Origin of the sequence: Ramlibacter sp. (assembly GCF_035548915.1) — a bacterium.
Classification (GTDB): Bacteria; Pseudomonadota; Gammaproteobacteria; order Burkholderiales; family Burkholderiaceae_C; genus Ramlibacter.
The window spans coordinates 52,588-74,409 of sequence record NZ_DASZSE010000001.1; the positions used below are offsets into that span (position 1 = coordinate 52,588).

Annotated in this window: 20 protein-coding genes and 1 pseudogene; 16 read left to right on the plus strand and 5 right to left on the minus strand. The window is 68.2% G+C overall.

The window, feature by feature from the left end; all coding sequences use genetic code 11:
• Positions 1 to 59 precede the first annotated feature (59 nt).
• Positions 60 to 1,694: a 3-(methylthio)propionyl-CoA ligase gene (locus VHA82_RS00250; RefSeq protein ID WP_325539057.1), complete on the minus strand. Its 1,635-nt coding sequence runs from the start codon at positions 1,692 to 1,694 to the stop codon at positions 60 to 62.
• Positions 1,695 to 1,819: 125 nt separating this feature from the next.
• Between VHA82_RS00250 and VHA82_RS00255 the strand changes: the two genes are divergently transcribed.
• The 5 genes from VHA82_RS00255 (at position 1,820) to VHA82_RS00275 (ending at position 6,795) form a co-directional block, all read left to right on the plus strand.
• On the plus strand, positions 1,820 to 2,563 hold the full coding sequence (locus VHA82_RS00255) for a TetR/AcrR family transcriptional regulator (RefSeq protein ID WP_325539059.1): 744 nt from the start codon (positions 1,820 to 1,822) through the stop codon (positions 2,561 to 2,563).
• 125 nt (positions 2,564 to 2,688) lie between these two features.
• Positions 2,689 to 3,573 (plus strand): FAS1-like dehydratase domain-containing protein, encoded by an 885-nt coding sequence (locus VHA82_RS00260; RefSeq protein WP_325539061.1) that lies wholly within the window; start codon positions 2,689 to 2,691, stop codon positions 3,571 to 3,573.
• A 10-nt stretch (positions 3,574 to 3,583) separates the two neighbouring features.
• Positions 3,584 to 4,474, plus strand: coding sequence for a CoA ester lyase (locus VHA82_RS00265; RefSeq protein WP_325539062.1), 891 nt, complete (start codon positions 3,584 to 3,586; stop codon positions 4,472 to 4,474).
• Positions 4,475 to 4,513: 39 nt separating this feature from the next.
• Entirely contained in the window at positions 4,514 to 5,683 is a 1,170-nt protein-coding gene (locus tag VHA82_RS00270) for an acyl-CoA dehydrogenase family protein (protein ID WP_325539063.1), read from the plus strand.
• Between the two features lie 155 nt (positions 5,684 to 5,838).
• Positions 5,839 to 6,795, plus strand: coding sequence for a flavin reductase (locus VHA82_RS00275; protein WP_325539065.1), 957 nt, complete (start codon positions 5,839 to 5,841; stop codon positions 6,793 to 6,795).
• A gap of 51 nt (positions 6,796 to 6,846) precedes the next feature.
• Here the strand turns inward: VHA82_RS00275 and VHA82_RS00280 are convergent, their stop codons facing one another.
• Positions 6,847 to 7,749, minus strand: coding sequence for a LysR family transcriptional regulator (locus tag VHA82_RS00280; protein ID WP_325539067.1), 903 nt, complete (start codon positions 7,747 to 7,749; stop codon positions 6,847 to 6,849).
• A 70-nt stretch (positions 7,750 to 7,819) separates the two neighbouring features.
• On the opposite strand from VHA82_RS00280, the gene VHA82_RS00285 reads away from it, so the two are divergent.
• The 10 genes and pseudogenes from VHA82_RS00285 to VHA82_RS00330 all read left to right on the plus strand — a co-directional run.
• Positions 7,820 to 8,974 carry a CoA transferase gene (locus VHA82_RS00285; protein WP_325539068.1) on the plus strand — a complete coding sequence of 385 codons (1,155 nt, stop codon included), beginning with the start codon at positions 7,820 to 7,822 and terminating at the stop codon, positions 8,972 to 8,974.
• Between the two features lie 28 nt (positions 8,975 to 9,002).
• Positions 9,003 to 10,187 (plus strand): CapA family protein, encoded by a 1,185-nt coding sequence (locus VHA82_RS00290; protein ID WP_325539070.1) that lies wholly within the window; start codon positions 9,003 to 9,005, stop codon positions 10,185 to 10,187.
• Complete coding sequence (locus VHA82_RS00295; protein WP_325539072.1) at positions 10,184 to 11,086, plus strand: enoyl-CoA hydratase/isomerase family protein; 903 nt, start codon at positions 10,184 to 10,186, stop codon at positions 11,084 to 11,086. Before VHA82_RS00290 ends, VHA82_RS00295 begins: the two co-directional genes overlap by 4 nt.
• Complete coding sequence (locus tag VHA82_RS00300) at positions 11,083 to 11,820, plus strand: enoyl-CoA hydratase/isomerase family protein (RefSeq protein ID WP_325539074.1); 738 nt, start codon at positions 11,083 to 11,085, stop codon at positions 11,818 to 11,820. Before VHA82_RS00295 ends, VHA82_RS00300 begins: the two co-directional genes overlap by 4 nt.
• Positions 11,817 to 12,686, plus strand: a complete 870-nt coding sequence (locus VHA82_RS00305; RefSeq protein ID WP_325539076.1) for an enoyl-CoA hydratase/isomerase family protein — start codon at positions 11,817 to 11,819, stop codon at positions 12,684 to 12,686. Before VHA82_RS00300 ends, VHA82_RS00305 begins: the two co-directional genes overlap by 4 nt.
• Positions 12,683 to 13,882 carry a CoA transferase gene (locus tag VHA82_RS00310; RefSeq protein WP_325539078.1) on the plus strand — a complete coding sequence of 400 codons (1,200 nt, stop codon included), beginning with the start codon at positions 12,683 to 12,685 and terminating at the stop codon, positions 13,880 to 13,882. The genes VHA82_RS00305 and VHA82_RS00310 overlap by 4 nt, the downstream gene beginning before the upstream one ends.
• Positions 13,875 to 14,402 (plus strand): 2,4'-dihydroxyacetophenone dioxygenase family protein, encoded by a 528-nt coding sequence (locus VHA82_RS00315; protein ID WP_325539080.1) that lies wholly within the window; start codon positions 13,875 to 13,877, stop codon positions 14,400 to 14,402. The genes VHA82_RS00310 and VHA82_RS00315 overlap by 8 nt, the downstream gene beginning before the upstream one ends.
• A 96-nt stretch (positions 14,403 to 14,498) precedes the next feature.
• A complete protein-coding gene (locus tag VHA82_RS00320) occupies positions 14,499 to 15,452 on the plus strand; it encodes a tripartite tricarboxylate transporter substrate binding protein (RefSeq protein WP_325539082.1) in 954 nt (317 codons plus the stop codon).
• A 23-nt stretch (positions 15,453 to 15,475) separates the two neighbouring features.
• Complete coding sequence (locus VHA82_RS00325) at positions 15,476 to 16,798, plus strand: NtaA/DmoA family FMN-dependent monooxygenase (protein ID WP_325539084.1); 1,323 nt, start codon at positions 15,476 to 15,478, stop codon at positions 16,796 to 16,798.
• 260 nt (positions 16,799 to 17,058) lie between these two features.
• Positions 17,059 to 17,163, plus strand: a pseudogene (locus VHA82_RS00330) (tannase/feruloyl esterase family alpha/beta hydrolase); the annotation flags it as partial.
• 19 nt (positions 17,164 to 17,182) lie between these two features.
• Here VHA82_RS00330 and VHA82_RS00335 read toward each other — a convergent pair.
• Complete coding sequence (locus VHA82_RS00335; protein ID WP_325539086.1) at positions 17,183 to 17,890, minus strand: SDR family NAD(P)-dependent oxidoreductase; 708 nt, start codon at positions 17,888 to 17,890, stop codon at positions 17,183 to 17,185.
• A 10-nt stretch (positions 17,891 to 17,900) separates the two neighbouring features.
• Positions 17,901 to 18,554, minus strand: a complete 654-nt coding sequence (locus tag VHA82_RS00340; protein WP_325539088.1) for a BON domain-containing protein — start codon at positions 18,552 to 18,554, stop codon at positions 17,901 to 17,903.
• A gap of 134 nt (positions 18,555 to 18,688) precedes the next feature.
• Between VHA82_RS00340 and VHA82_RS00345 the strand changes: the two genes are divergently transcribed.
• The gene (locus VHA82_RS00345) at positions 18,689 to 19,567 is read left to right on the plus strand and encodes a hypothetical protein (RefSeq protein WP_325539090.1); all 879 of its coding nucleotides are present in this window, start codon (positions 18,689 to 18,691) and stop codon (positions 19,565 to 19,567) included.
• 3 nt (positions 19,568 to 19,570) lie between these two features.
• On the opposite strand, the gene VHA82_RS00350 is transcribed toward VHA82_RS00345, so the two are convergent.
• Positions 19,571 to 21,061, minus strand: coding sequence for an AAA family ATPase (locus VHA82_RS00350; RefSeq protein WP_325539092.1), 1,491 nt, complete (start codon positions 21,059 to 21,061; stop codon positions 19,571 to 19,573).
• Positions 21,062 to 21,822 lie beyond the last annotated feature (761 nt).

A 21,822-nucleotide genomic window follows, 5' to 3' on the forward strand; every position in this document is an offset into this window, starting at 1 on the left:
GTCGATCAGTCAATTTCCGCTTCGGATGATCCCACTCCGCGTCCCGTGCGGCTTCGGGGTTAACCCGGGGATCGAGGCGGCGCGCGCGAAGCCACGAGCTCGCGCAGCGCCGACTTGAGGACCTTCCCCGTCGGGCCGAGCGGCATGTCGTCCAGGAAGATCGCGTCGTCCGGGATCTGCCACCTCGCAACCTTGCCCTCGTAGAAGCGGATCAGCTCGTCGCGGCCGAGGGCGGCCCCGGGTTTCAGCACGGCAACCACCACGGGGCGCTGGCCCCATCGGGGATGCGCGACGCCGATGCACGCGGCGTACTTCACCGCCGGATGCGCGCAGGCCACCGCTTCGAGCGCCACCGAGCTGATCCATTCGCCGCCGGACTTGATGAGGTCCTTGCTGCGATCCGTGATCTGCACGTACCCCTGCGCATCGATGGTCGCGACGTCCCCGGTGGGAAACCATCCATCCCGCAGCGGCGAGCCTTCCGTGTTGCCGTAGTAGTCGCGGACGATCGCGGGGCCCTTCACCTGCAGCTCGCCGCAGCTCTTGCCGTCCCACGCAAGCTCATGGCCGTCGTCGCCGACGATGCGCATGTCGATCCCGAAGATCGCCCGCCCCTGCTTGGCGCACAGCGCGACCATCTCGTCGGCGGCAAGGCCCAGGTGCTCGCGCTTGGGCGTGCACACGATGCCCAGCGGACTCGTTTCGGTCATGCCCCATGCGTGGATCACCTGCACGCCGTGGCGCTCTTGAAGATCGCGGATCATGCTTTCCGGACATGTCGAGCCGCCGATCATGGCGCGCCCCAGGGCGGTGAAGCGCAGCTCGCGCGAGGCCATGTGATCGAGCAGGCCCTGCCAGACCGTGGGCACGCCGGCCGCAAACGTCACTTGCTCCGCCTCGATCAGTTCGTACAGCGCCTCTCCGCCCAGCGCCTGCGCGGGCAGCACCAGCACCGCCCCGACGAGCGCGGCGGCGTAGACCATGCCCCACGCATTGACGTGGAACATGGGAACGACCGGCAACACGGCGTCGCGCGCGCTCAGGTTCATCGCGTCGGGGGTCGCCGCCGCATACGCATTGAGGACGGCGGACCGGTGGCTGTACAGGACCCCTTTCGGAGGCCCGGTGGTGCCGCTCGTGTAGCAGATCGTCGAGGCGCTGTTCTCGTCGAGCGCCGGCCAGGGGTAGCGGGCCGTGCCCGTGCCCAGCAGCGCTTCATAGCTCGCCAGGCCGGCGATGCCCGTGTCGGCGGGCAACCGGTCGTCCTCGCACAGCGCGATCCAGTGGCGCACGTGCGGGCACAGTGGAAGGATTTCCCGCACGAGCGCGAGAAACGCGAGGTCGAAGCAGACGGCGCGGTCTTGCGCATGGTTGACGATCCACGCCACCTGTTGCGCGTGGAGCCTCGGATTGATGGTGTGCAGCACGCGGCCCGAGCCCGACACGCCGAAATAGAGTTCGAGATGCCGGTGGGTGTTCCATGCGAGAGTTCCGACCCGCTCGCCCGGCGCGAGCCGCAGGCCGTCCAGCGCGTGTGCGAGACGGTGCGCCCGCACCGCGGTGTCGCGCCACGTAGTGCGGAAGAACCCGCCTTCGGTGCGTCTGGACACCACGGCCGTCGCGCCGTGGTGTCGCGAGGCGTGTTCGAGCAGGGTTGAAATCAACAACGGCTGCTGCTGCATCAGTCCTTCCATCGCCGGCGCTCCTTCGGGTTAACAGGTTGGTCGATCAATCAAGAACCGTAGCATAATTGCTCGAACGACCAAACGCCTTGGGGGTGGCGGCTAGAATGCCCCGGACGACCAGAGGAATCTCGCGCATGGCAAGTTCAACCCGTGAACTCATCCTGAGGGGCGCCCTCCACTGCTTCAGCTCGCTCGGCTACGCCGGCGCGTCCATGCGCGAGATCGCCGAGGCGGCCGGCGTGACGCAGGGGCTGCTGCACTACCACTTCAAGAGCAAGGACGGCCTCTACGACGCGGTCTTCGAGTACTGCTCGCAAAAGAGCGTCGGGCATCGGGGGCACCTGCTCGATGAACTGCTTGCCACGAACCCGGTCCCTTCGCTCGAGGAGCTGCTCGCGGTCCTGTTCACCCCGGTGGAGGGCGGCTCCAAACGCGACCGCGCCGAGCTCACCGAGTACGTCCAGATGGTCGCGGCCGTGGACGTCGCGAACGACGAACGCTCCAGGAAGGTCGTCGCCCGGTACTTCGACCCGATCGGCCACCGCTTTGTCGATGAATTCCGGCGCGCCATCCCGGCGCTGGACAAGGGGACTGCCGTGTGGTGCTACCTGTTCGCCATCGGCGCGCGCATGCAGGCCCAAGCCCTGAACGGGCGCGCCGAACGCATGTGCCAGGACAAGAAGGTTGCCGGGGCCGTCGATGCCAACCAGTTGCTGATCCATTTCATCGCGGCAGGCATCCGGGATGCGGCGGCGCGTTCCCAGGCGATCTCGGCGCGCGATGCGCGAAGCCGTTCCAGCGCAGTCATTGCCTCCTCGGCCGCGGCGCGAAAGGGCAAGTCGGCCATTGAGCGTCAACGCGCGCCGGCCATGCTCTAGCCGAGATAGGCCCGGCATCGGCGACGGGCCCACGTGCTCGTCGCCTCGCCGCGGTCCGATTTTGGCGAAGCCCGCCTTCGGAATTTTCCAACCGGGCCCAGGCACCCATCGGGCATCATCTCGCGATGGACGACACGACTGCAGAGGAGCCCCTCACCCCCGAGCGCATGGCCGAGCTCGAGAGCTGGGAGGGCCGCAGCGAAGTCCTCGAGGACGAGGCGACGGAAGCGCCCGTGCGCGGCCTGGCCGCCACGCTCGACATCGAGCCTGCGCCGCTCGGCGCCGCGGGCGAGCTTCCCGCCCTGTGGCACTGGCTTTACTTTCTGCCGCGGGCTGCGCAGCACATGCTGCGCGGCGACGGGCATCCGAAGCTCGGCGGCTTCATGCCGCCCGTGCCGCTGCCGCGGCGCATGTGGGCAGGCGGCCGGCTGCAGTGGCATGCGCCGCTGCGGCTCGGAGACCGGCTGCGCCGCGTCTCCACCATCCAGTCGATCGCGCACAAGGCCGGCCGCACCGGCGACCTCGTGTTCGTCACCGTGCGCCACGAGATCGGCAACGAACGCGGCGCCGTGCTCACCGAAGAGCAGGACATCGTCTATCGCGCGCCCACCCGGCCGGGCGATGCCGCGCCCTCGCCGCGGCCCGCGCCCGAATCGGCCGCGTGGTCGCGCGAAATCCGCCCCGATCCCGTGCTGCTGTTCCGCTATTCGGCGCTCACGTTCAACGCGCATCGCATCCACTACGACCGGCCGTATGCGACCGGCGAGGAAGGCTACGAAGGCCTCGTGGTGCACGGGCCCCTCATCGCGACGCTGCTGGCCGACCTCGCGCGGCGGGAGCGACCCGATGTGCGCTTCGCGTCGTTCAGCTTCAAGGCGATCCGCCCCACGCTGGACATCCACCCGTTTCGCGTGTGCGGCGCGCTCGCCGAGGACGACAGGAGCGCGCGGCTCTGGGGGTGCGACCACGACGGCTTCCTCACGATGCAGGCGGACGTCCGCTTCGACTAAGGCGCGTGACATGACCATGAATTCGACGCAACACCGCCTCGCGCGAGCGCGCAGCTTTCTCTTCGTGCCGGGCACGCGTCCCGAGCGCTTCGGCAAGGCGCTCGACAGCGCCGCCGATTGCGTGATCGTCGACCTCGAGGACGCCGTCGCGCCCGACGAGAAGGCCGCGGCGCGCAACCGGCTCGCCGATCGCTTCGCCGCTTTCACCGCGGAGCAACTCGCACGCACGCTCGTGCGCGTGAACGGCGCCGATACGCCGTGGCATGCCGAAGACCTGCGCTTGCTCGGTGAGTGGACGCGGCGCGGCCTGGCCGCGGTCGTCGTGCCCAAGGCCGGCCACGCCGACGCGCTGCAGGCCATCGGCAACGCCCTCGGGCCGCGAGCGCTGCTGCTCCCGCTCATCGAATCCCTTGCCGGGCTCGACGCCGTGGATGCGCTCTCGCGCGCGCCGCAGGTCGCGCGGCTTGCGTTCGGGCATCTCGATTTCCAGCTGGACCTCGGCATGCGATGCGAGCCCGACGAGACCGAGCTCGCATCCGTGCGCTTCGCGCTCGTGGCGGCGTCGCGCCGCGCGGCGCTGCCCGCGCCGGTCGACGGCGTGACCGTCACGACGACCGACGAAGCGCGCCTCGCGACCGACGTCCGCCGGGCGCGCGCGTTCGGCTTCGGCGCCAAGCTGTGCATCCATCCGTCGCAGGTGACGGCGGTCAATACGGCGTTCTCTCCCTCCGCGCAGGAGGTGGAATGGGCGCGCCGCGTGATCGCGGGGGCCGAAGTGCACGGCGGTGCGGCATTCAGCCTGGACGGCCGCATGGTCGATGCGCCCGTCGTCCAGCTCGCCCGGCGCACGCTGCACGCCGCCGGGTTGCCGGAGGTCGAAGGCCTTCTTTCGAATTCGTGACTTGCGCTCGGGTGGCCGCGCGAGGCACGATCGACCCTCATGAACCTTTCCATTCCGACGCCCGACGCCCATCAGGAGCTCCGCGACGCCCTGCGCGACCTCTGCGGACATTACGACTCCGCCTACTGGCAGAAGATCGACGCGGAGCGCGGCTACCCGGAAGCCTTCGTCGACGCGCTCACCGAAGCCGGCTGGATGGCGGCGCTCATTCCGCAGGAATACGGCGGCTCGGGCCTCGGTCTCGCCGAAGCGTCGGTCATCATGGAGGAGATCAACTTCTCCGGCGGCAACTCGGGCGCGCTGCACGGGCAGATGTACAACATGAACACCGTGCTGCGCCACGGGTCGGATCGGCAGAAGCAGCAGTACCTCCCCGGCATCGCGAGCGGCAAGCTGCGCCTGCAGTCGATGGCCGTCACCGAGCCCACGACCGGCACCGACACCACGCAGCTGAAGACCACGGCGGTGAAGAAGGGCGACCGCTACGTCGTGAACGGCCAGAAGGTGTGGATCTCGCGCATCCAGCACTCGGACCTGATGATCCTCCTCGCGCGCACGACGCCGCTTGCGCAGGTGACGAAGAAAAGCGAGGGCATGAGCATCTTCATGGTCGACCTGCACGAGGCGATCGGCCATGGCATGACGGTGCGCCCGATCCCCAACATGGTCAATCACGAAACCAACGAGGTGTTTTTCGACAACCTCGAGATTCCCGAAGAGAACCTCATCGGGACCGAAGGGCAGGGCTTCAAATACATCCTCGACGGGCTCAATGCCGAGCGCACGCTGATCGCCGCCGAGTGCATCGGCGACGCGTACTGGTTCGTGAACAAGGCGCGCCACTATGCCTGCGAGCGCGTCGTCTTCGACCGGCCGATCGGCAAGAACCAGGGCGTGGCCTTTCCGATCGCCGATGCGTACATCGAAACCGAGGCGGCCAACCTGATGCGCTTCAAGGCGTGTTCTCTCTTCGATGCGCACAAGCCGTGCGGCGGCGAGGCCAACATGGCCAAGTACCTGGCGGCCAAGGCGTCGTGGGAAGCGGCCAACGTCTGCCTGCAGACGCACGGCGGCTTCGGCTTCGCGCACGAATACGACGTGGAGCGCAAGTTCCGCGAGACGCGCCTCTACCAGGTCGCGCCGATCTCGACGAACCTCATCTATTCGTACGTGGCGGAGCATCTGCTCGGGTTGCCGAGGAGTTTCTGAGCGCGCGAGGATCGCGCCTCGTTCGGCGCCGCGGTCGCGGTGGCACATGGATCATCAATGATCGATGATCGATGATCGATGATCGATGGTTGACAATCTATTCGGCAATTATCCGCGTGTCAGCGCCGGCGATCGAAAAGAGAGAGACTTCCGCGATGTCATTGCCCAACGAAACCATCGATCCCAAGATGCTGCGCAGCGCGCTCGGCACGTTTCCCACCGGCGTCGCCGTCATGACCACGAAGGGCGCGGACGGTCGGCCGGTCGGCCTCACGTGCAATTCCTTCAACTCCGTCTCCCTCGATCCGCCGCTCGTCTCCTGGAGCCTGCGGCTCGCGAGCTCCAACCTGCAGGCGTTCACCGCTTCGGACGCCTTCACCGTGAACATCCTCGCGGAAGACCAGACGGAGCTGTCGTCCCGCTTCGCCCGCAAGGACATCGCCGACAAGTTCGCGGGCGTGCCCTGGCGTGAGGGACTGGGCGGCGCGGCCGTGCTCGAAGGCTGCGTGGCGAGCTTCCAGTGCGAGAAGTTCGCGGCGCACGTCGCGGGCGATCACGTGCTCTTCCTCGGAAAGGTCGTGCGGTTCGAGCACGGCGGCCGCAACGACTCGCTCCTCTTCTACCGGGGCGCCTACATGATGGTGGCGCAGTCGCTGCGCGAACTCGTCGAGCGCTGCACCGTGAATGCATCGGACCTGCAGCATGCGCGGCGTCTCATCGCGTGCCTGCTCGTGGAACTGGCGTGCGCACGCGGCACGGAGAACGACTTCGCCGCGCTCGATGCGAACCTCGAGCGGCTGGAAGAGGCGGCGCAACGAGGCGACGTCGAAGCGCGGCTCGCCCACGGTCTCGAGTTCTTCCGCCTCATCGCGCATGCGGCGCACAACGAGGTGCTGATGGCGGTGTCGGAAAGCCTCACGAGCATCCTGCGGCAGGTGCTGAAGACCGTGGGCTCGTCGCTTCGGTTTCGCTCCGAGCTGCTGCCCGCGAGGCGGCGGCTCGTGGCCGCGCTGCGCGCGCGCGACGTGGCCGGGGCCGAGCGGGAGATCACCGAGTATTTCCGCGAGACGTCGCACCTCGAGCGCGACGCGGCCGGGCAGGGCGGCTCGTAGGGCAGATAGCAGGGCGGCCCGCGGGGCGCGCACGCACGCGCGGCGAGCGCCTCAGCGTTCGTTGCGGCGCTTGCGGTCTTCCAGCTGGGACCAGAGCGCCTCGGCCGCGACCGACATGCTGCGGCCCTTGCGCCGGAGCATCGTGACGGGCCGCACGGCCTTGGGCGACTGCACCGGGATCGCGACGAGTCCGGGCCGGTGGCACAGCCGCACCGCGTGTTCCGGGACGATGCTGATGCCGAAGCCCGCGGCGACCAGACCCGCCACCGTGCCGAAATTCGCGACCTCCAGGCCGCTGTCGCTCACCTGCGCGGTGGCCAGCAGCGGCATCATCTGCTGCCGGACGCTGCCCGTGCGCACCATGTGCACGAAGCTGCGGTTGCGCAGATCCGCGATCTTCGCTTCCTTCTGCTTCGCGAGCGGGTCGGACGAAGCGCAGAGGATGTGATAGCGCTCCTGGAAGAGCAGTACGTTGTCGAATTCGGCCTCGGGGCCCGGCTGCGCGCAGATGCTGAAGTCCGCGTCGCCGCGCCGGATCATCTCGAGGCAGCGCACCGTTGTCACGTCGTGCATGCGAAGCTCGATGTCGGGGAAGCGGTCGCGGAATTCCGCGAGCCGCTGCGGCAGCCAGTCCGCCGACAGCGAAGGCGTCGCCGCCACGGTGACGCGGCCCTTCCGATGGCTCGCGCGGTCGACCAGCTCTTCGATCGACGCGCGAATCTCCGCCGCGATGCGATGCGCGCCGTGCGAGAACACCTCGCCTTCCGGCGTGAGCGACACGTTGCGCGTGTCGCGGTCGAAGAGGCGCGCGCCCACCTGGTCCTCGAGGCGAGAAATCATCTGGCTGAAGGTCGACGGCGACACGTGGCACCGCTTGGCCGCGAGCGCGAAGCGCCGCGTTTCCTCGAGGGCGATGAAGGCTTCGATCGCGCGGCCGGTGAGGTTTTGATTCATCGAAAAAACCGAATGAATATCAAATTAATCCCAGTTTACACGAACGCCGCGCGGCCCCATAGTCCGGGCCATGACGACGAATTCGAGGCGCGGGCCGCTGGACGCCGTGCGCGTGCTGGACCTCACGAACATGCTTTCCGGGCCGTACTGCACGCGGCTGCTCGCCGACCTCGGCGCCGAAGTGATCAAGGTGGAGCCGCCGCACGGCGACCACAACCGCGGCCGCCGTCCCGTGCGCGACGGCTGCAGCAGCTTCTTCGGCCAGCTCAACTGCGGGAAGCACAGCGTCGTGCTCGACCTGAAGACGCCCGAGGGCATCGCCACCGCGCGCGCCATCGCGGCCGACTGCGACGTCGTCGTCGAGAACTGGCGTCCCGGCGTGGCCGACCGCCTGGGGCTCGGCTACGAAGCGCTGCGCGCATTGCGCCCGCAGCTCGTCTATTGCTCCATCTCCGGCTTCGGCCAGGCGGGCCCGCACTCGCGGCGTCCGGCGTACGCGCCGATCGTGCATGCGGCCAGCGGCTTCGACCTCGCGCAGGTGGAATACCAAGGCGGCGGCAAGCCGCCCAACACCGCGACGTACACGGCCGACGTGTTCGGCGGCATGTCGGCCTTCGCCGCGATCCAGTCCGCGCTCTTCGCCCGCGAACGCACGGGCGAAGGCCAGTACATCGACGTGGCGCTGCTCGACGGCATGCTCAACATCCTCGTCGCCGAATGCCAGGAATGGCAGGCGCCCACGCCGGCGAAAAGCCGCGTCTATCCGCCGCTGCGGGCGACGGACGGCTTCATCGTGATCGCACCGACGAGCCAGAAGAATTTCGAGGCGCTGTGCGGCGTGATCGGCAAGACCGAATGGCTCACCGAAGCGCGCTTCGGGAACACCGTCGCGCGCGAGCGCAACTGGGCCGAGCTGATGTCGCTCATCGAGGAGTGGACGCGCACGCGCACCGCCGCCGACGGCGAGCGGCAGCTCATGGCCGCGGGCGTTCCTTGCACGCGCTATCTCACGGTCGCGGAGGCCATGCAAAGCGAGCAGGTGCGCGCGCGCGGCGCGACGACCGCGGTCCGCGACGCCGCCGGCTCGTACCTCGTGCCGAATGCGCCCTTCCGGATGCCGGGCGTGGACGCGCTTCCGCGTCCGCACGTGCCGGCGCTTGGCGAGCACACCGCCGAAATCCTCGCGCGCTATTGCCGTGCGGCCGCTCCCGCGGCCGCTGCCTGACAGCACCCTTCAGACCCCGAACGACAGAATGAGCCAGCCCACCCGTGTCTTCGCCGTCGGCGACGTCGCCGTCAACCGGGACCAGCCCGACACCATCTTCGAGCTCGTGCACGAGCGCATCAAGGAAGCCGACTTCGCGTTCGCGCAGATCGAAGCCATCTACGCGAAGTCCGGCGAGGTGAACGTGAGCGGCACGTCGTCGCCTCTGCGCGGCGATCCGGAGAACGTCAACGCCATCGGCCGCGCGGGCTTCAACCTCGCGTCGTTCGCGAGCAACCACTGCATGGACTACGGCATCAGCGCGTTCCGCGAGACCATCGAGCACTTCCGCAAGGTACCGGGCATGCATCTCTTCGGCGCCGGCGACAACCTCGCCGAGGCGCGCAAGCCCGTGATCGTGGAGCACAACGGCAACCGCATCGGCTTTCTCGCCTACTGCTCGATCCTGCCGATCCGCTACTGGGCGGACGTGGACCGCCCCGGCTGCGCGCCGGCGCGCGCCCGCACGATCTACGAAACGCTGGAACCCGACCAGCCGGGCACGCCGCCGCGCATCATCACGTACCCGCACGACGACGACCTCGCCAACATCCTCGCCGACATCCGCGCGCTGAAGTCGCAGGTGGATGTCGTCATCGTGTCGATGCACTGGGGCCTGCATTTCCGCGAAGGCGAACTCGCGACCTACGAGATCAAGTACGCGAAGCAGTGCATCGACGCCGGCGCGGACGTGATCCTCGGCCACCACCAGCACATCCTGAAGCCGGTCGAGATCTACAAGGGCAAGCCGATCTTCTACGGCATGGCCAACTTCGCGTTCGACATGTACTACCAGCCCGGCGAACTGGAAAAGCCGGAGCGCATCGAGCGCCGCCAGCGCCTGCATCCGGGCTGGACGCACGACCCCGCGTATCCCACGTTCCCCTTCCCGGTGGATTCGCGAAAGGGACTCGCCGTCTTCCTCGAGATCGAGCAGGGCAAGGTGAGCCGCGTGCGCTGGCAGCCGACGATGATCAACCAGAAGTCGCAACCACGCCTTCTGAAGGCGAGCGAGCCGGAATTCGCCGACGTGCTCGCCTACATGCGCAAGATCACGGCGTCGCAGAAGATCGCGACGCAGTTCGAAGTGGACGGCGACACGATCGTCTCGGCCGACGCCGGCGCGGTGCGCGCCGCATCCGCGCCGAGCACGAACGAAGCCGTCGCCGCATGAAGCGCTACGGCAATCCGGAGAGCCTCGCGCGCGCGCCCGAGCAGGTGCTGTTCGAAAGGCGCGCGGACGGCATCGCGCGCATCACGCTCAACCGGCCGGAGAAGCACAACGCGATGACCGTGCCGATGCGCACGCGCCTCATGGAGCTGATCCACGCGTGCGAAGAAGACGCCGGCGTGCGCGTGGTGGTGATCGCGGGCAACGGCAAGTCGTTTTGCAGCGGCAACGAGATCAACGAGGACTGGGGCCAGCGCGCACCCGGCCAGAAGCGCATGTCGCTTTCGATGGCCAACCGCTACGCGAGCGATCTCAACTACGGGCGCCAGGGCTTCAGCCAGGCGATCACTCGCTGCAGCAAGCCGACCGTGCTGCGGCTGCACGGCTATTGCGCCGCCGCCGCGTACTTCATGATCGGCACGCGCTGCGACATGGTCGTGGTGAGCCCGGGCTCGAAGATCGGCGCGCTGGAAGCGCGCTTCCTCGGCCCGGCCGGCGCCGTATCCGCGACGCACATCAACCGCATCCTCGGCACGAAGGCCGCGCGGCGCTTCGGCTACACGGGCGCGGCGATGTCGGGCGAAGACGCGCTTCGTCTCGGCCTCGCGCACTCGTGCGTGCCCGACGATCGAATGGACGAGGAAGTCGAGCGGATCGCGCGACGCCTCGCGAGCCAGCCCGGGCCCATCGTCGAATACTGCAAGTCGCGCATCCGCGCGGCCGAATCGCTCTTTCAGACCAACGTGCGCGAAGTGAGCGGTCTGCTCTTCTCGCATTTCCTGCAGGCCGACCACGACGAGGCGCATTTCTGGACGAAGGTGAAGGAGTCGGGCGTGTCGGGCGCGCTGCAGGCCGACAAGGCGCGGCTCGCCGCCTCCACGGTGGAGATGAAGGCGCCATGATCCGCATCGAGCAAGTGGGCGGGGTCGCTCTGATCACGTTCGCCGACGCTTCGCCGCTTTCGCGTGCGGACACACGGTTCGCGCTCGCGTTGCGCGATGCCGCGCGCGACGCCGCGGACAGCGACGACGTGAAGGCGATCGTCCTGCGATCGGACCGCGCCGACTTCGCGCCCGCGCCGACCGCGGCCGACCTTCGCATCGCGTCGGCGGTTCGGGAAGCCGAGCGTTCGAAGTGGCACGCGGCCTTCTGCGCGCCGTCGGGCCTCTACCAGAATCTGGCCTATTGCAAGAAGACGGTCGTCACGGCCGTGCGCGGCCATTGCTCGGCCGTGGGCAGCATGCTCGTGCTGTGCTCCGATCACACGGTGTGCGCGGACGATTCCCGCTTCGAGGCGCCTTTCACCGCCCTGCCGGAGAGCAGCCTCGTGCTCGCGGCGCTCACGATGCGCCTGAATCGCGCCAAGTCGTGGATGCTGGGCGGCGACGCCTGGAACGCCGACATGGCGCTGCGTGCGGGTCTCGTGAATCTCGCCGTGGCGGCGGACGGCGTCGACGCCCGCGCACGCTCGGCGGCGGAGTGCGCCGCGCGCATGCCGCTGGACGGCGTCGCGATGAGCAAGCTGCTGGTCGAAGCGTTCCTCGACACGCAAGGCGTCGGGCAGGACTTCGACATGGCCGGCTTCCACGCCACGGCGCTGCAGGCCGCCGAGCGCGCGGCGGGAGCGGGCGCATGACGCATCCCGCGATCCGCTGCGAACGCGACGCCGTGCCGCACATCGGCCGCATCGTCGTGGCGCGCCCGGAAGCCGCGAACGCCGTGACGACCGACATGGTCGCCGCGCTGCGCGATGCGTTCGCGCGGTTCGCCGCCGACGATTCGATCAAAGTGATCTTCATCGCCGCCGAAGGCTCGGACCTCACGCGCGGCTTCGACGCTTGCGAGGCCGAGGCGATGTACAGGAACGCGCCCGGCGGATCGGTGAAGAAGGTGCCGAGCCAGCGCGCCCGCCTGGCCGCGCACGACGCGCTCTGGTGGGGACCGGACGGCCTCTACACGCGCGTGCTGCACTGCCCGAAGGTCACGCTGCTCGCCGCGCGCGGGCTGTGCCTCGAAATCGGCCTCTATCTCGCGCTCTGCTGCGACCTCGTGCTCGCCGACGACACGGCGCGCTTCGGCAACCCGCGCTGGCAGCACGTCGGCGTCGACGGCGACATCTCGATGCTCGTCGCGGCCGTGGGCCTGAAGCGCGCGAAGGAGCTTCTTCTCTTCGGCGCGCAATGGGACGCACGGCAGGCGCTGCAGTACGGCCTCATCGACGAAGTCGTGGAACCGCAGGGGCTCGAGGCGGCCGCGCGCAACCTCGCGGCCTTCTGCACGCAGGTGATGCGCGACGGCATCGCCGCGGAAAAGCACGTGGTGTTCGCATCGCTCGCCAAGATGCAGATCTGCACCGGCTTCGCGACGGCCGCCGCCGTCGGCGCGTGGGCGAGCAACGTGCACTTCCGTCCCGGCGAATTCAATTTCCTGCGCGAAATGCGCGACCACGGGCTCGAAGCCGCGCTCGCCGCGGCCGAGCGCCACTTTTCCCCCGCTCCATGACGACACCTCTTCCTCCTCTGGCGGGCCTTCGGGTCCTGGACCTCGGCTCCGCGCTCGCCGCGCCTTTCGCCGCCATGCTGCTCGGCGAGATGGGCGCCGAAGTCATCAAGATCGAGAAGCCCGGCCGCGGCGACCTGATCCGCTTCACCGACGACTACGTGGGCAAGGGCGAAAGCGGCTACTTCCTCGGCATCAATCGCGGCAAGGACGGCGTCACGGCGGACATCCGCACGGCGGTCGGCCAGCGCATCATCCGCGCGCTCGCCGCCGAATGCGACGTGCTCTTGGAAAACTTCCGCTCGCACCGCATGGCCGAATGGGGACTCTCCTACGAGCAGCTGCGCGAAGTGAATCCGCGGCTCGTGTACTGCTCGGTCTCCGCGTTCGGCGATGCGCGCGGGATGGAGGAAGACGGCGGCAACGACATCATCGGCCAGGCCTATTCGGGCCTCCTGGACGTCACCGGCGAGCCGGACCGCCCGCCTTCCAAGACGGGCACGCCCGTCGTGGACGCATCGGCCGCGATGCTTTCGACCATCGGCGTCCTCGCGGCGCTGCGCCGCCGCGATGCGACGGGCGTGGGCGAACACGTGCAGGTGTCACTGCTCGAAGCGGCTTACGCACTGATGCCCAACTACGTCGTGAGCGTGCTCAACGGCGAGCCCAACTACACGCGGCAGGGCAGCGGACACCCGCAGCTCGTGCCGTACCAGGCATTCGAGACGCGCGACGGCAAGCACGTCGTGGTGGGCGCGTTCCATCGCGCCTCGTGGCGGCAGCTCTGTGCCGCGCTGGGTCGCGAGGACCTCACGGAGGATGCGCGCTTCAAGGAGAACTGGGACCGCGTGAAGAACCGCGAAGTGCTCGTCGCGATCCTCGAGCCGCTCTTTCGCGAGCGCACGCGCGACGAGTGGCTCGCGCTCTTCGCGAAGCACGAGGTGATCTCCGCGCCCGTGCTGAGCATCAAGGAGTCGATGTCCTTCTTCGACGAGCGCATCGACGGGCTCGTCTACGAGACGGAGCACGCGAAGCTCGGCAAGCTGCGCGAACTGCGCGCGCCGATCCGCTTCAGCGGTGGCGAAGCGACGGTGCGCCGCGCGGCGCCCACGCTTGGCGAACACACCGGCAAGCGCCTCACGCAGGCCGGCTTCGAAGAGCAGGAGATCGCCCAGTGGAAGGAGGCACGGCTTGTCTGAACCCGGCGCACCGCTGAACATTCCGGATTCCTCATTCACCCGGCCGGAGATGTTCCTGCCGGACGTGATGACGCTCGACGAGCGCTGGTATCCGCTGCCGCATCGCGGCAACGACCATCCGCTCGAAGGCTGGGTGCGGCCGTTGCTCTTCGACGTGACGAACGGCGGCTGGATCAGCATCCTGAAGGCCAAAGGCAAGGGCACGATCCAGCGGCACCGCCACGCCGCGGCCGTGACCGCGTGGACCATGGACGGCTCCTGGGGCTACCGCGAACACGACTGGCTCGCGAAGGGCGGCAGCTTCGTCTACGAACCCGCCGGCCACATCCACACGCTCTTCATCGACCCCGAGGTCGGCCACATGACGGCACTCTTCCATGTGTACGGCCCGGTGATCCACCTCGACCCGGAAGGCAACGTGACGAGCTACGACGACGTGTACCTGCGGCTGGAGCGGTACATGAAACACTGCAGGGACAAAGGCGTGAGCGAGGACTGGGTGAAGTCGCTCATCCGCTGAGCCCCCGTGTCGGGCCTGCCGCATTGCATCGATACAAACGCGCGTTCGCAACGACATCCACGAATCCGAATCCCAACGTAGTAAGGAGACATCATCATGCGCAAATTCGCCTTCCTGCTTCCCTTTCTGCTGGCTCCGCTTGCCGCCTTCTCGCAAGCGCTTCTGGCGCGGCCCGTCAACTTCATCGTGGAGTACGCCGCCGGCTCCGGCGCCGATCAGCTCGCGCGCGTGATCGCCGACTCCGTGAACCGCAACACCGGTGCCACCTTCGTCATGAAGAACATGCCAGGCGCCCTGGGCACGATCGGCGCGAGCGCGCTCGTGCGCAGCCCCGCCGACGGCTACACGATCGGCATCTGCAGTTCCTCGGTGAATTCCATCGCGCCTTCGGTGCTGAAGTCGGTGCCCTACGACACCGTCCACGACTTCACGTTCATCGAGCCGCTGGTCGCCTACACGTACGTCATCGTCGCGCCTCCGGGCGTCGGTACCGATTCGCTGGACGCCCTGCTGAAGCTCGCCGCTTCCAAGCCCAACGCGCTCAGCTACGCCTATGCGAACGCGACGGCGCAGGTGCTTTCCGCCGCGCTCGCCAAAGAACTCGATGTGAAGGCCATGCCCGTTCCTTACAAGACGTCGCAGGAAAGCCTCACGGACATTTCGCAGAACCGGCTCGCCTTCGGCATCACCGACATGGGCGTGACCGCGCCGATGGTGCGCGGCGGCCGCGTGAAGGCGCTTGCTGTGCTTGCGTCGCAGCGCTCCGCGAGCCTGCCCGAAGTGCCGACACTCGGCGAACTCGGCAAGCCCTCGATCAGCGTGGTCGCGTGGGCCGGCGTCTGCGGGCCCAAGAACATGGCGCCCGAAGCAGCCGCGTGGCTGCGTGCGCAGATCCACAAGGCGCGCAGCGAGCCCGCGATGCAGGAGAAGTACAAGCTGCTCGGGCTCGACCCGCTCGAACTCGGCTCGACTTCCTTCACGGACTTCGTCGTCGCGCAGTCGAAGTTCTGGAGCGCCGCGGCGCGCGACGCCGGCATCAAGCCGGAGTGAGCGGGAGCGCAGGAGAGAAAGCCATGGCGAACGCACCGCGAATCCACCTCTTCCAGATGCTGCTTCACACCAGCATCACGCATACGCTCATGGCGTGGGCGGACCCGGCCGACGGCCAGCTCGACGGCCTCGAGGACTACGGCTACTGGACGGACATCGCCCGCACGCTCGAACGCGGCTGCTTCGACGGCGTGTTCTTCGCCGACAGCCCGGCCACGCATGCCGTGTACAAGGGGACGGCGCGCCCCAGCGTCGAATACGGCGTGATCTGGCCCAATCACGATCCGATGCCGCTCATCGCGGTGATGAGCGCCGCGACGAAGCACCTCGGCGTGTGCGTGACCATGTCCACCAACGGCACGTCGCCTTATCTGGCCTGCCGGCGCATCTCCACGCTCAACTACCTGAGCCGCGGCCGCGTCGGCTGGAACATCGTGTCGGGGTTCAGCCGGGCCGAACATCTGGCCTGCGGACTCGGCAAGCAGGTCGAGCATGACGAACGCTACGACATGGCGGACGAATTCATGGAGGTCTGCTACCGGCTCTGGGACGGCGTGCCGCAGGAAGCCATCCTCGCCGACAAGGCCGCGGGCCGCTTCGCCGATCCGCAGCTCGTGCGCGAGGTGGACTACACCGGCAAGTACTACCGCTGCAAGGGCATGGGCCCGGTGCTTCCGTCGAAGCATGGCCGCCCGGTGCTGTTCCAGGCGGGCTCGTCCGGCCGCGGCATGGAATTCGCGATGAAGCACGCCGAAGTGATCTTCGCGATCCAGAACCACGTGCCGGGCATGAAGAAGGCGACGGCGCAACTGCAGGCGCAAGCGCGCAAGCACGGTGCGCCCGAGCCGCGGGTGATCTTCGGCCTGCAGCCCATCGTGCGCAGCACCGAAGCGCAAGCGCGCCGGCGCGTGCAGGAACTGCGCGAGCGCGTGCCGCTCGAAGCGAACCTCGCGCGCATGTCGGGCGTGTTCGGCCTGGACCTGAGCCAGTTCGATCCGGATCGGCCGTTGAGCGATGCTCAGGAGTCGCAAGGCTCGCGCGGCCTCATGGCGTCGGCGATGACCAACGAGAAGGGCGAACAGGCGACGCTGCGCGACGTGGCGGAGCAGTGGGCGCTCGGTCCCACGATCAAGCAGGTGGTCGGCACGCCGGAGATGGTGGCCGACGAGATCGAAAGCATCTGGCGCGAGACCGGCTGCCTCGGCTTCAACCTGAGCCCCACGACCAATCCGGACAGCGTGAACGACTTCGTCGACCACGTGATCCCGATCCTGCAAAAGCGCGGCGTGTTCCGGCGCGAGTACGAACACGCGACCTTGCGGGAGAATCTGCTGGGGCAGGATTGAAGCGGCGTCCCCTGCGAATCGAACGCGCCGTGATGCCCGCCCTGGCCTGAAGCCCGGCCCAATCGGCAAAGCCCTCCTCGCGCGGCCCGCTCAGGCTCCACAGCCGCAGCGCGATGTGGATTTCGAGCGGCACCGACGCTTCCTCGGGCCGCGGCGACACGAGCGACCTGAGGAGCGTCGACGCGCTGCGGTTGCGCAGTACTACCAGCGCCTACAGGCGTGGATGGGTTCCGCGACCGTGAACGGCTTCGTCCGCTTTGGGCGTGCCGGGCCGCACGCGCCCGCTGTGCGACTATCCGAAGTGGCCGAAGTACAACGGCTCGGGCGACGTGAACCTCGCGTCGTCCTTCACCTGCACCGATTGAAGGGCAGGCGAGCGAAGCGTCACACGCGCCCGTTGACCGGCACGCATGCGCCGTGGATGGCGCGGGCCGCGGGTGACGCGAGGAACACGATCACGTTGGCGAGGTCCTCGGGCGCGACCCACCTCGACGGGTCCGCCTTCGGCATGTCGGCGCGGTTCTGGGGCGTGTCGAGCGTGCTCGGCAGCACGCAGTTGACGTTGATGCCCGCGTCGCGCAGCTCGGCGGACATCGACTCGGTGAGCCGCGCGACGGCGGCCTTCGACGCGCTGTAGGCGCCCATGCGCGCCGCACCCTCGAGTGCGGCGCTCGACGCGACGTTGACGACGGCACCCGCATTCGCCGCGAGCATGCCCGGGATCACGGCGCGCGAGGTGTTGAGCATCGTGCGCACGTTGAGATCCATGAGGAAGTTCCACGTGGCGTCCGTCGTTTCGTGCACGGCTTCTCCCATGCGGAAGCCGCCCGCGATGTTGCAGAGAACGCGGATCGGGCCGAGCCGCTCGACCGCACGGCGGACGGCGGCCTGGGTGGCGGCGGCATCGGTGAGGTCGCAGGCGACGCACACGCGCATGTCGGTGTCGGGGCCGTAGAGGTTCGCGAGCTTCTCCGCGCCGTGGTCGAAGAGCGCGAGCTTGTCGCCGCGCGCGGCGAATGCGGCGGCGACCGCGCGGCCGAGGTTGCCGCATGCGCCGGTGATCGCCGTCGTGAGCTGTGTGTACGGTGCCATGGGCACGACTCTAGCTCACGACCTCCAGCCGGTCCACGACTTGCGTTACGCCCGGCGCGGCCGATGCGGAGGCGATCGCCGCCTTGCGCTGCGCCATCGAATCGACGCGGCCGCTCAGCGTGGCGACGCCGCCTTCGACTTCCACCACGACACGCCGCGCCTCGAGCAGCGCCTGGCGCGCGAAGGCATTTTCGATCTGCCGGGCAACGTCCGCCGTCAGCGTGGCCGGACGAATCTCGATGCGGTTCACGACGTCCTTCACGCCCGACAGCGGGCGCACGCATTGTTCGGCCGCCGCGAACTCGGCGGCATTCGCGACCGCGCCCGTGAGCGTGACGCGTCCGTTCTCCACTTCCACCTGGATCGCTTCGTGGGGCACGAGCGCGTGCCACTCGAGCGCCGACACCGCGGCCTGTGCGACGGCCGTATCGTCGCGCGCGCAGTGCGGCAGGAGATCGACGTCGAGGTCGAGCGCGATGCCGCGAACACCCGCGATGCGGCGCACGGCTCGCTCGGCCGCGAGCTTGCCGAGGTAGCTGTCGACCTGGCCCGAGAGCGTGACGACACCGTCCTTGACCGAGATGCCGATGCGGGCGGGATTGACGGCCGGGTCCCACGCGAGTTCGGCCGTGACGTCGGCTTTCAGCCGCAGGTCGGTTTTCATGATCTCCTCTGGCGCCAGTCCCAGCGTCGCAGCCCCCAATCTAGGTGGCTGGGCCGCGCTTGCCGTTGACGAATCGCAAAAATGCGTACCGGCGGCGAGCCACGCGCGGCGCGGGCTCGCGCCACAATAGACTCGTGGGCACCTCTTCGACGATGCGGCGGCTGGGGATCATCCTGTTCGCGACAGTCGCGCTGCTCGGCTCGCTGGCCGGTCATGCCGCCGAGCTGGGCCCGGCGGGCCTGCGCGCGCGCTTTGCGGCGCTGCGCGGTGAGCTCGCGCGAAACGCGCTCGGCGCGCCGCTGCATCTGGAATCGGCCGAAGCGCCGAGGCGCATCGAAGGCGACATGTACGCGGTGGTCGACCAGCCGTTCGCGACGACGGCCAAGGTGCTCGGCGACCCGGGCCAGTGGTGCGACATCCTGATCCTGCACCTGAACAACAAGTACTGCCGGCGGTCTCTGCAGCAGGGCCCGACCACGATCGACCTGCGCGTGGGCAAGAAGCAGGAGCAGGCGGTCGCCGATGCGTCGCTACTGCACTTCGTCTGGGAGCCGCCGAAGATGCAGACCGACTACCTGCGCGTGCGGATGACCGCCGCCGACGGACCCTACGACACGCGCGACTACGCGATCCTGGTGGAGGCGGTGCCGCTGGAGGGCGATCGCACCTTTCTGCATCTGGGCTATGCGTTCGGCTACGGCGGCGCGAGCCACTTCGCGCTGCATCTGTACCTGGCGACGGTCGGGCGCGACAAGGTGGGATTCTCCCGCACGGGCGAAGGCAGTTATGTGGGCGGGATGCGCGGCGTGGCCGAGCGCAACCTGATGCGCTACTACCTCGCGATCGAGGCGTATCTGCATTCGCTCGCCGCGCCGCCGCCGCGGCAGCTGGATGCGCGGCTCGAGGCGTGGTTCGATGCGACCGAGCGCTATCCGCGGCAGTTGCACGAGCTGGATCGCGCGGACTACCTGCGCATGAAGCAGAGCGAAGTGCGGCGGATGGCCGCGCGGTGAAGCCTAGCCGATGGCGAGCCGGGACTCCGCCGGCGTGAGCGGCTCGGCGCTTTCGCGCAGTCTGTCGAGCACCTGCGGATCGGCTTCCGACGCGTCGCCGCGGCGCGCTTGCAGGCGCTGGCGCAAGACGGCGTCGGGCGCCTTGCAGTCGAGGATGGCGAAATGCGCATCGCATTCGCGCGCCAGCGAAGCGGCCGCGCGGCGTTCGGCCTCTTTGAGAAAGGCCGCGTCGAGCACGACGGGAAAGCCCGCGCGCAGGCCGATGCGCGCGAGGTCCAGCAGGCGCGCATAGGTTTGCTGCGTCGCGTCGGACGAATAGAGATCGATGCCGGCTTCCTTGGAGTCCTGCAGCGCGCCGAGGCCGAAGAGACGCTTGCGTTCGACGTCGGAGCGGATGCGGATCGCGCCTTCGTGCTCCAGCCACGACTGCGATCGATAGGTCTTGCCCGAGCCGGGCAGGCCGTGCGTGATGGCGAGGCGTGGCGTTCGCGGCCTGGCGAACGAGAGCGCGGTGGCGGCGTAGCGCCCGGCCGCGTCGCCGCCGTCTTCGCGCAGGTGTTCGACTTGCGCGCGCACGAGGGCGCGATACACGAGCGCGTAGCGCAGCACGGGCAGGCCCTCGTAGTCGCCGGTCGCCTGCAGCCAGGCATCGATGCATCGCCAGCCGAGCGGTGCGTGGCCGCGTGCCACGAAGTCCATCAGCGTGAACGCGATGTCTTCCATCGCGTCGATGCAGCGCAGCGCGCGGTCGAATTCGATGCTGTCGAAGGCGCACACGTTGCCTTCGACTTCGACGATGTTGGCCAGATGCAAGTCGCCGTGGCACTCGCGCACGTGGCCGGATGCGCGCCGCGCCATCCAAAGCGGCAGCAGCGCATCCGATCCCGCGTCGAGCCAGCGGCGCAGCTCGGCGTGTTCGGATTCGGTGAGTTCGAGGCGCGCGCCTTCGAGTGCCGCGCGGGCGCGGTGGTGGGTGGCGGCGGGGTCGGTGGGTGTATCGGTGCCGGCGCGCGGCGCGTGCTCATGAAAGCGGGCGAGCATCGTGCCGAGCGCGTCGGCGTCGTGCGGGGTGAGAGTGCGCGCCGAGGCGCGCTCGCTGAAGAGCGCGCCCGAGGGAAAGCGGCGCATGTGCACGGCGTAGTCGAGGACGGGCCCATCCGAGTCGATGGCCGGTGAATCGGGTGTTCCCGTGATGCGCGAGACGCCGAGATAGAGCGAAGGCGCAAGGCGTGAATTGAGGCGGACTTCTTCCTCGCAGCAGCGCTTGCGGCGGTCGAGGGTGGAGTAGTCGAGGAAGGGAAGGCGGATCGGCTTCTTGAACTTGTACGCGTCGTTCCGGGTGAGGAGGACCCAGGAGATGTGGGTTTCGATGAGGTGGGCGTGCAGGCGCTGGGCGAGCGCGGGCGGCCAAGGCGTCGCCGGTCCCGCGTCGTCACCCGAAGCGGGATCGCGCTGCAATTGACGGGGCAGAGTGCCAAAGATGCTGGTCGGCATGGCGTGCACGGACGCGGGATTCGGGAGCGCGTCTGATCGTACATGATGAGGGTGACGTGCGCAGGTCGCCGAGGGCATCATCGTTCCGGGCCGCGGGAGCACTACCTATTGTTCGGCGCAGGGAAAGTCCTCGCTCGAATCCGTACGAAGCCCGATCCGCAACTCAACCGGACGCGCTATAGTCGGCGTCGCTTCCCTTAGCAGGCTAGGCAGTGGCAACGTCGGGAGCGCGAGAGAGGAGTGCCGGAAGTGCGACAAGAGATCGTTCAGTGCTGTCCTTTGTGCGGCTCCCAAGCCGTCCACTATTTTGTGGACTACGAACAGCGAAAGTACTTCAAGTGCCCGAACTGTTCGAAGTTTCAAATCACGGTCCGGGCCGAAGATCGCTTACTTGCTGCTCCGCAGCAGTGGCGGGATGATATTGCAGAACGAGCGCGACGAACTCCGGAAGGATACCTTCTAGTCATTCATCGTCCGTTTCCGAGCCATGGCAAGGCGCATGAATCCCTAGTGAGCGAGTACCTCCCAAAGAAAGATCAACCGCAATGAGCTCGAAGTGGCAGGTCGACCTGGACGCCCGCTGACGCCCGCTTCCTCTCGTCGCGCCTACCGACTTTAGATTAGGGAAGGTCTGAACAACGCGCAAACGCGCACGATTTGAGCGCGCGCGTGTTGCGGGACTTGAAGGATTGCATGTTCAAGGCGTCTTTGCGTGAGATTCGGCGTCGTTCTTGGGCGTCATGCGATCTGCGGACGCACCT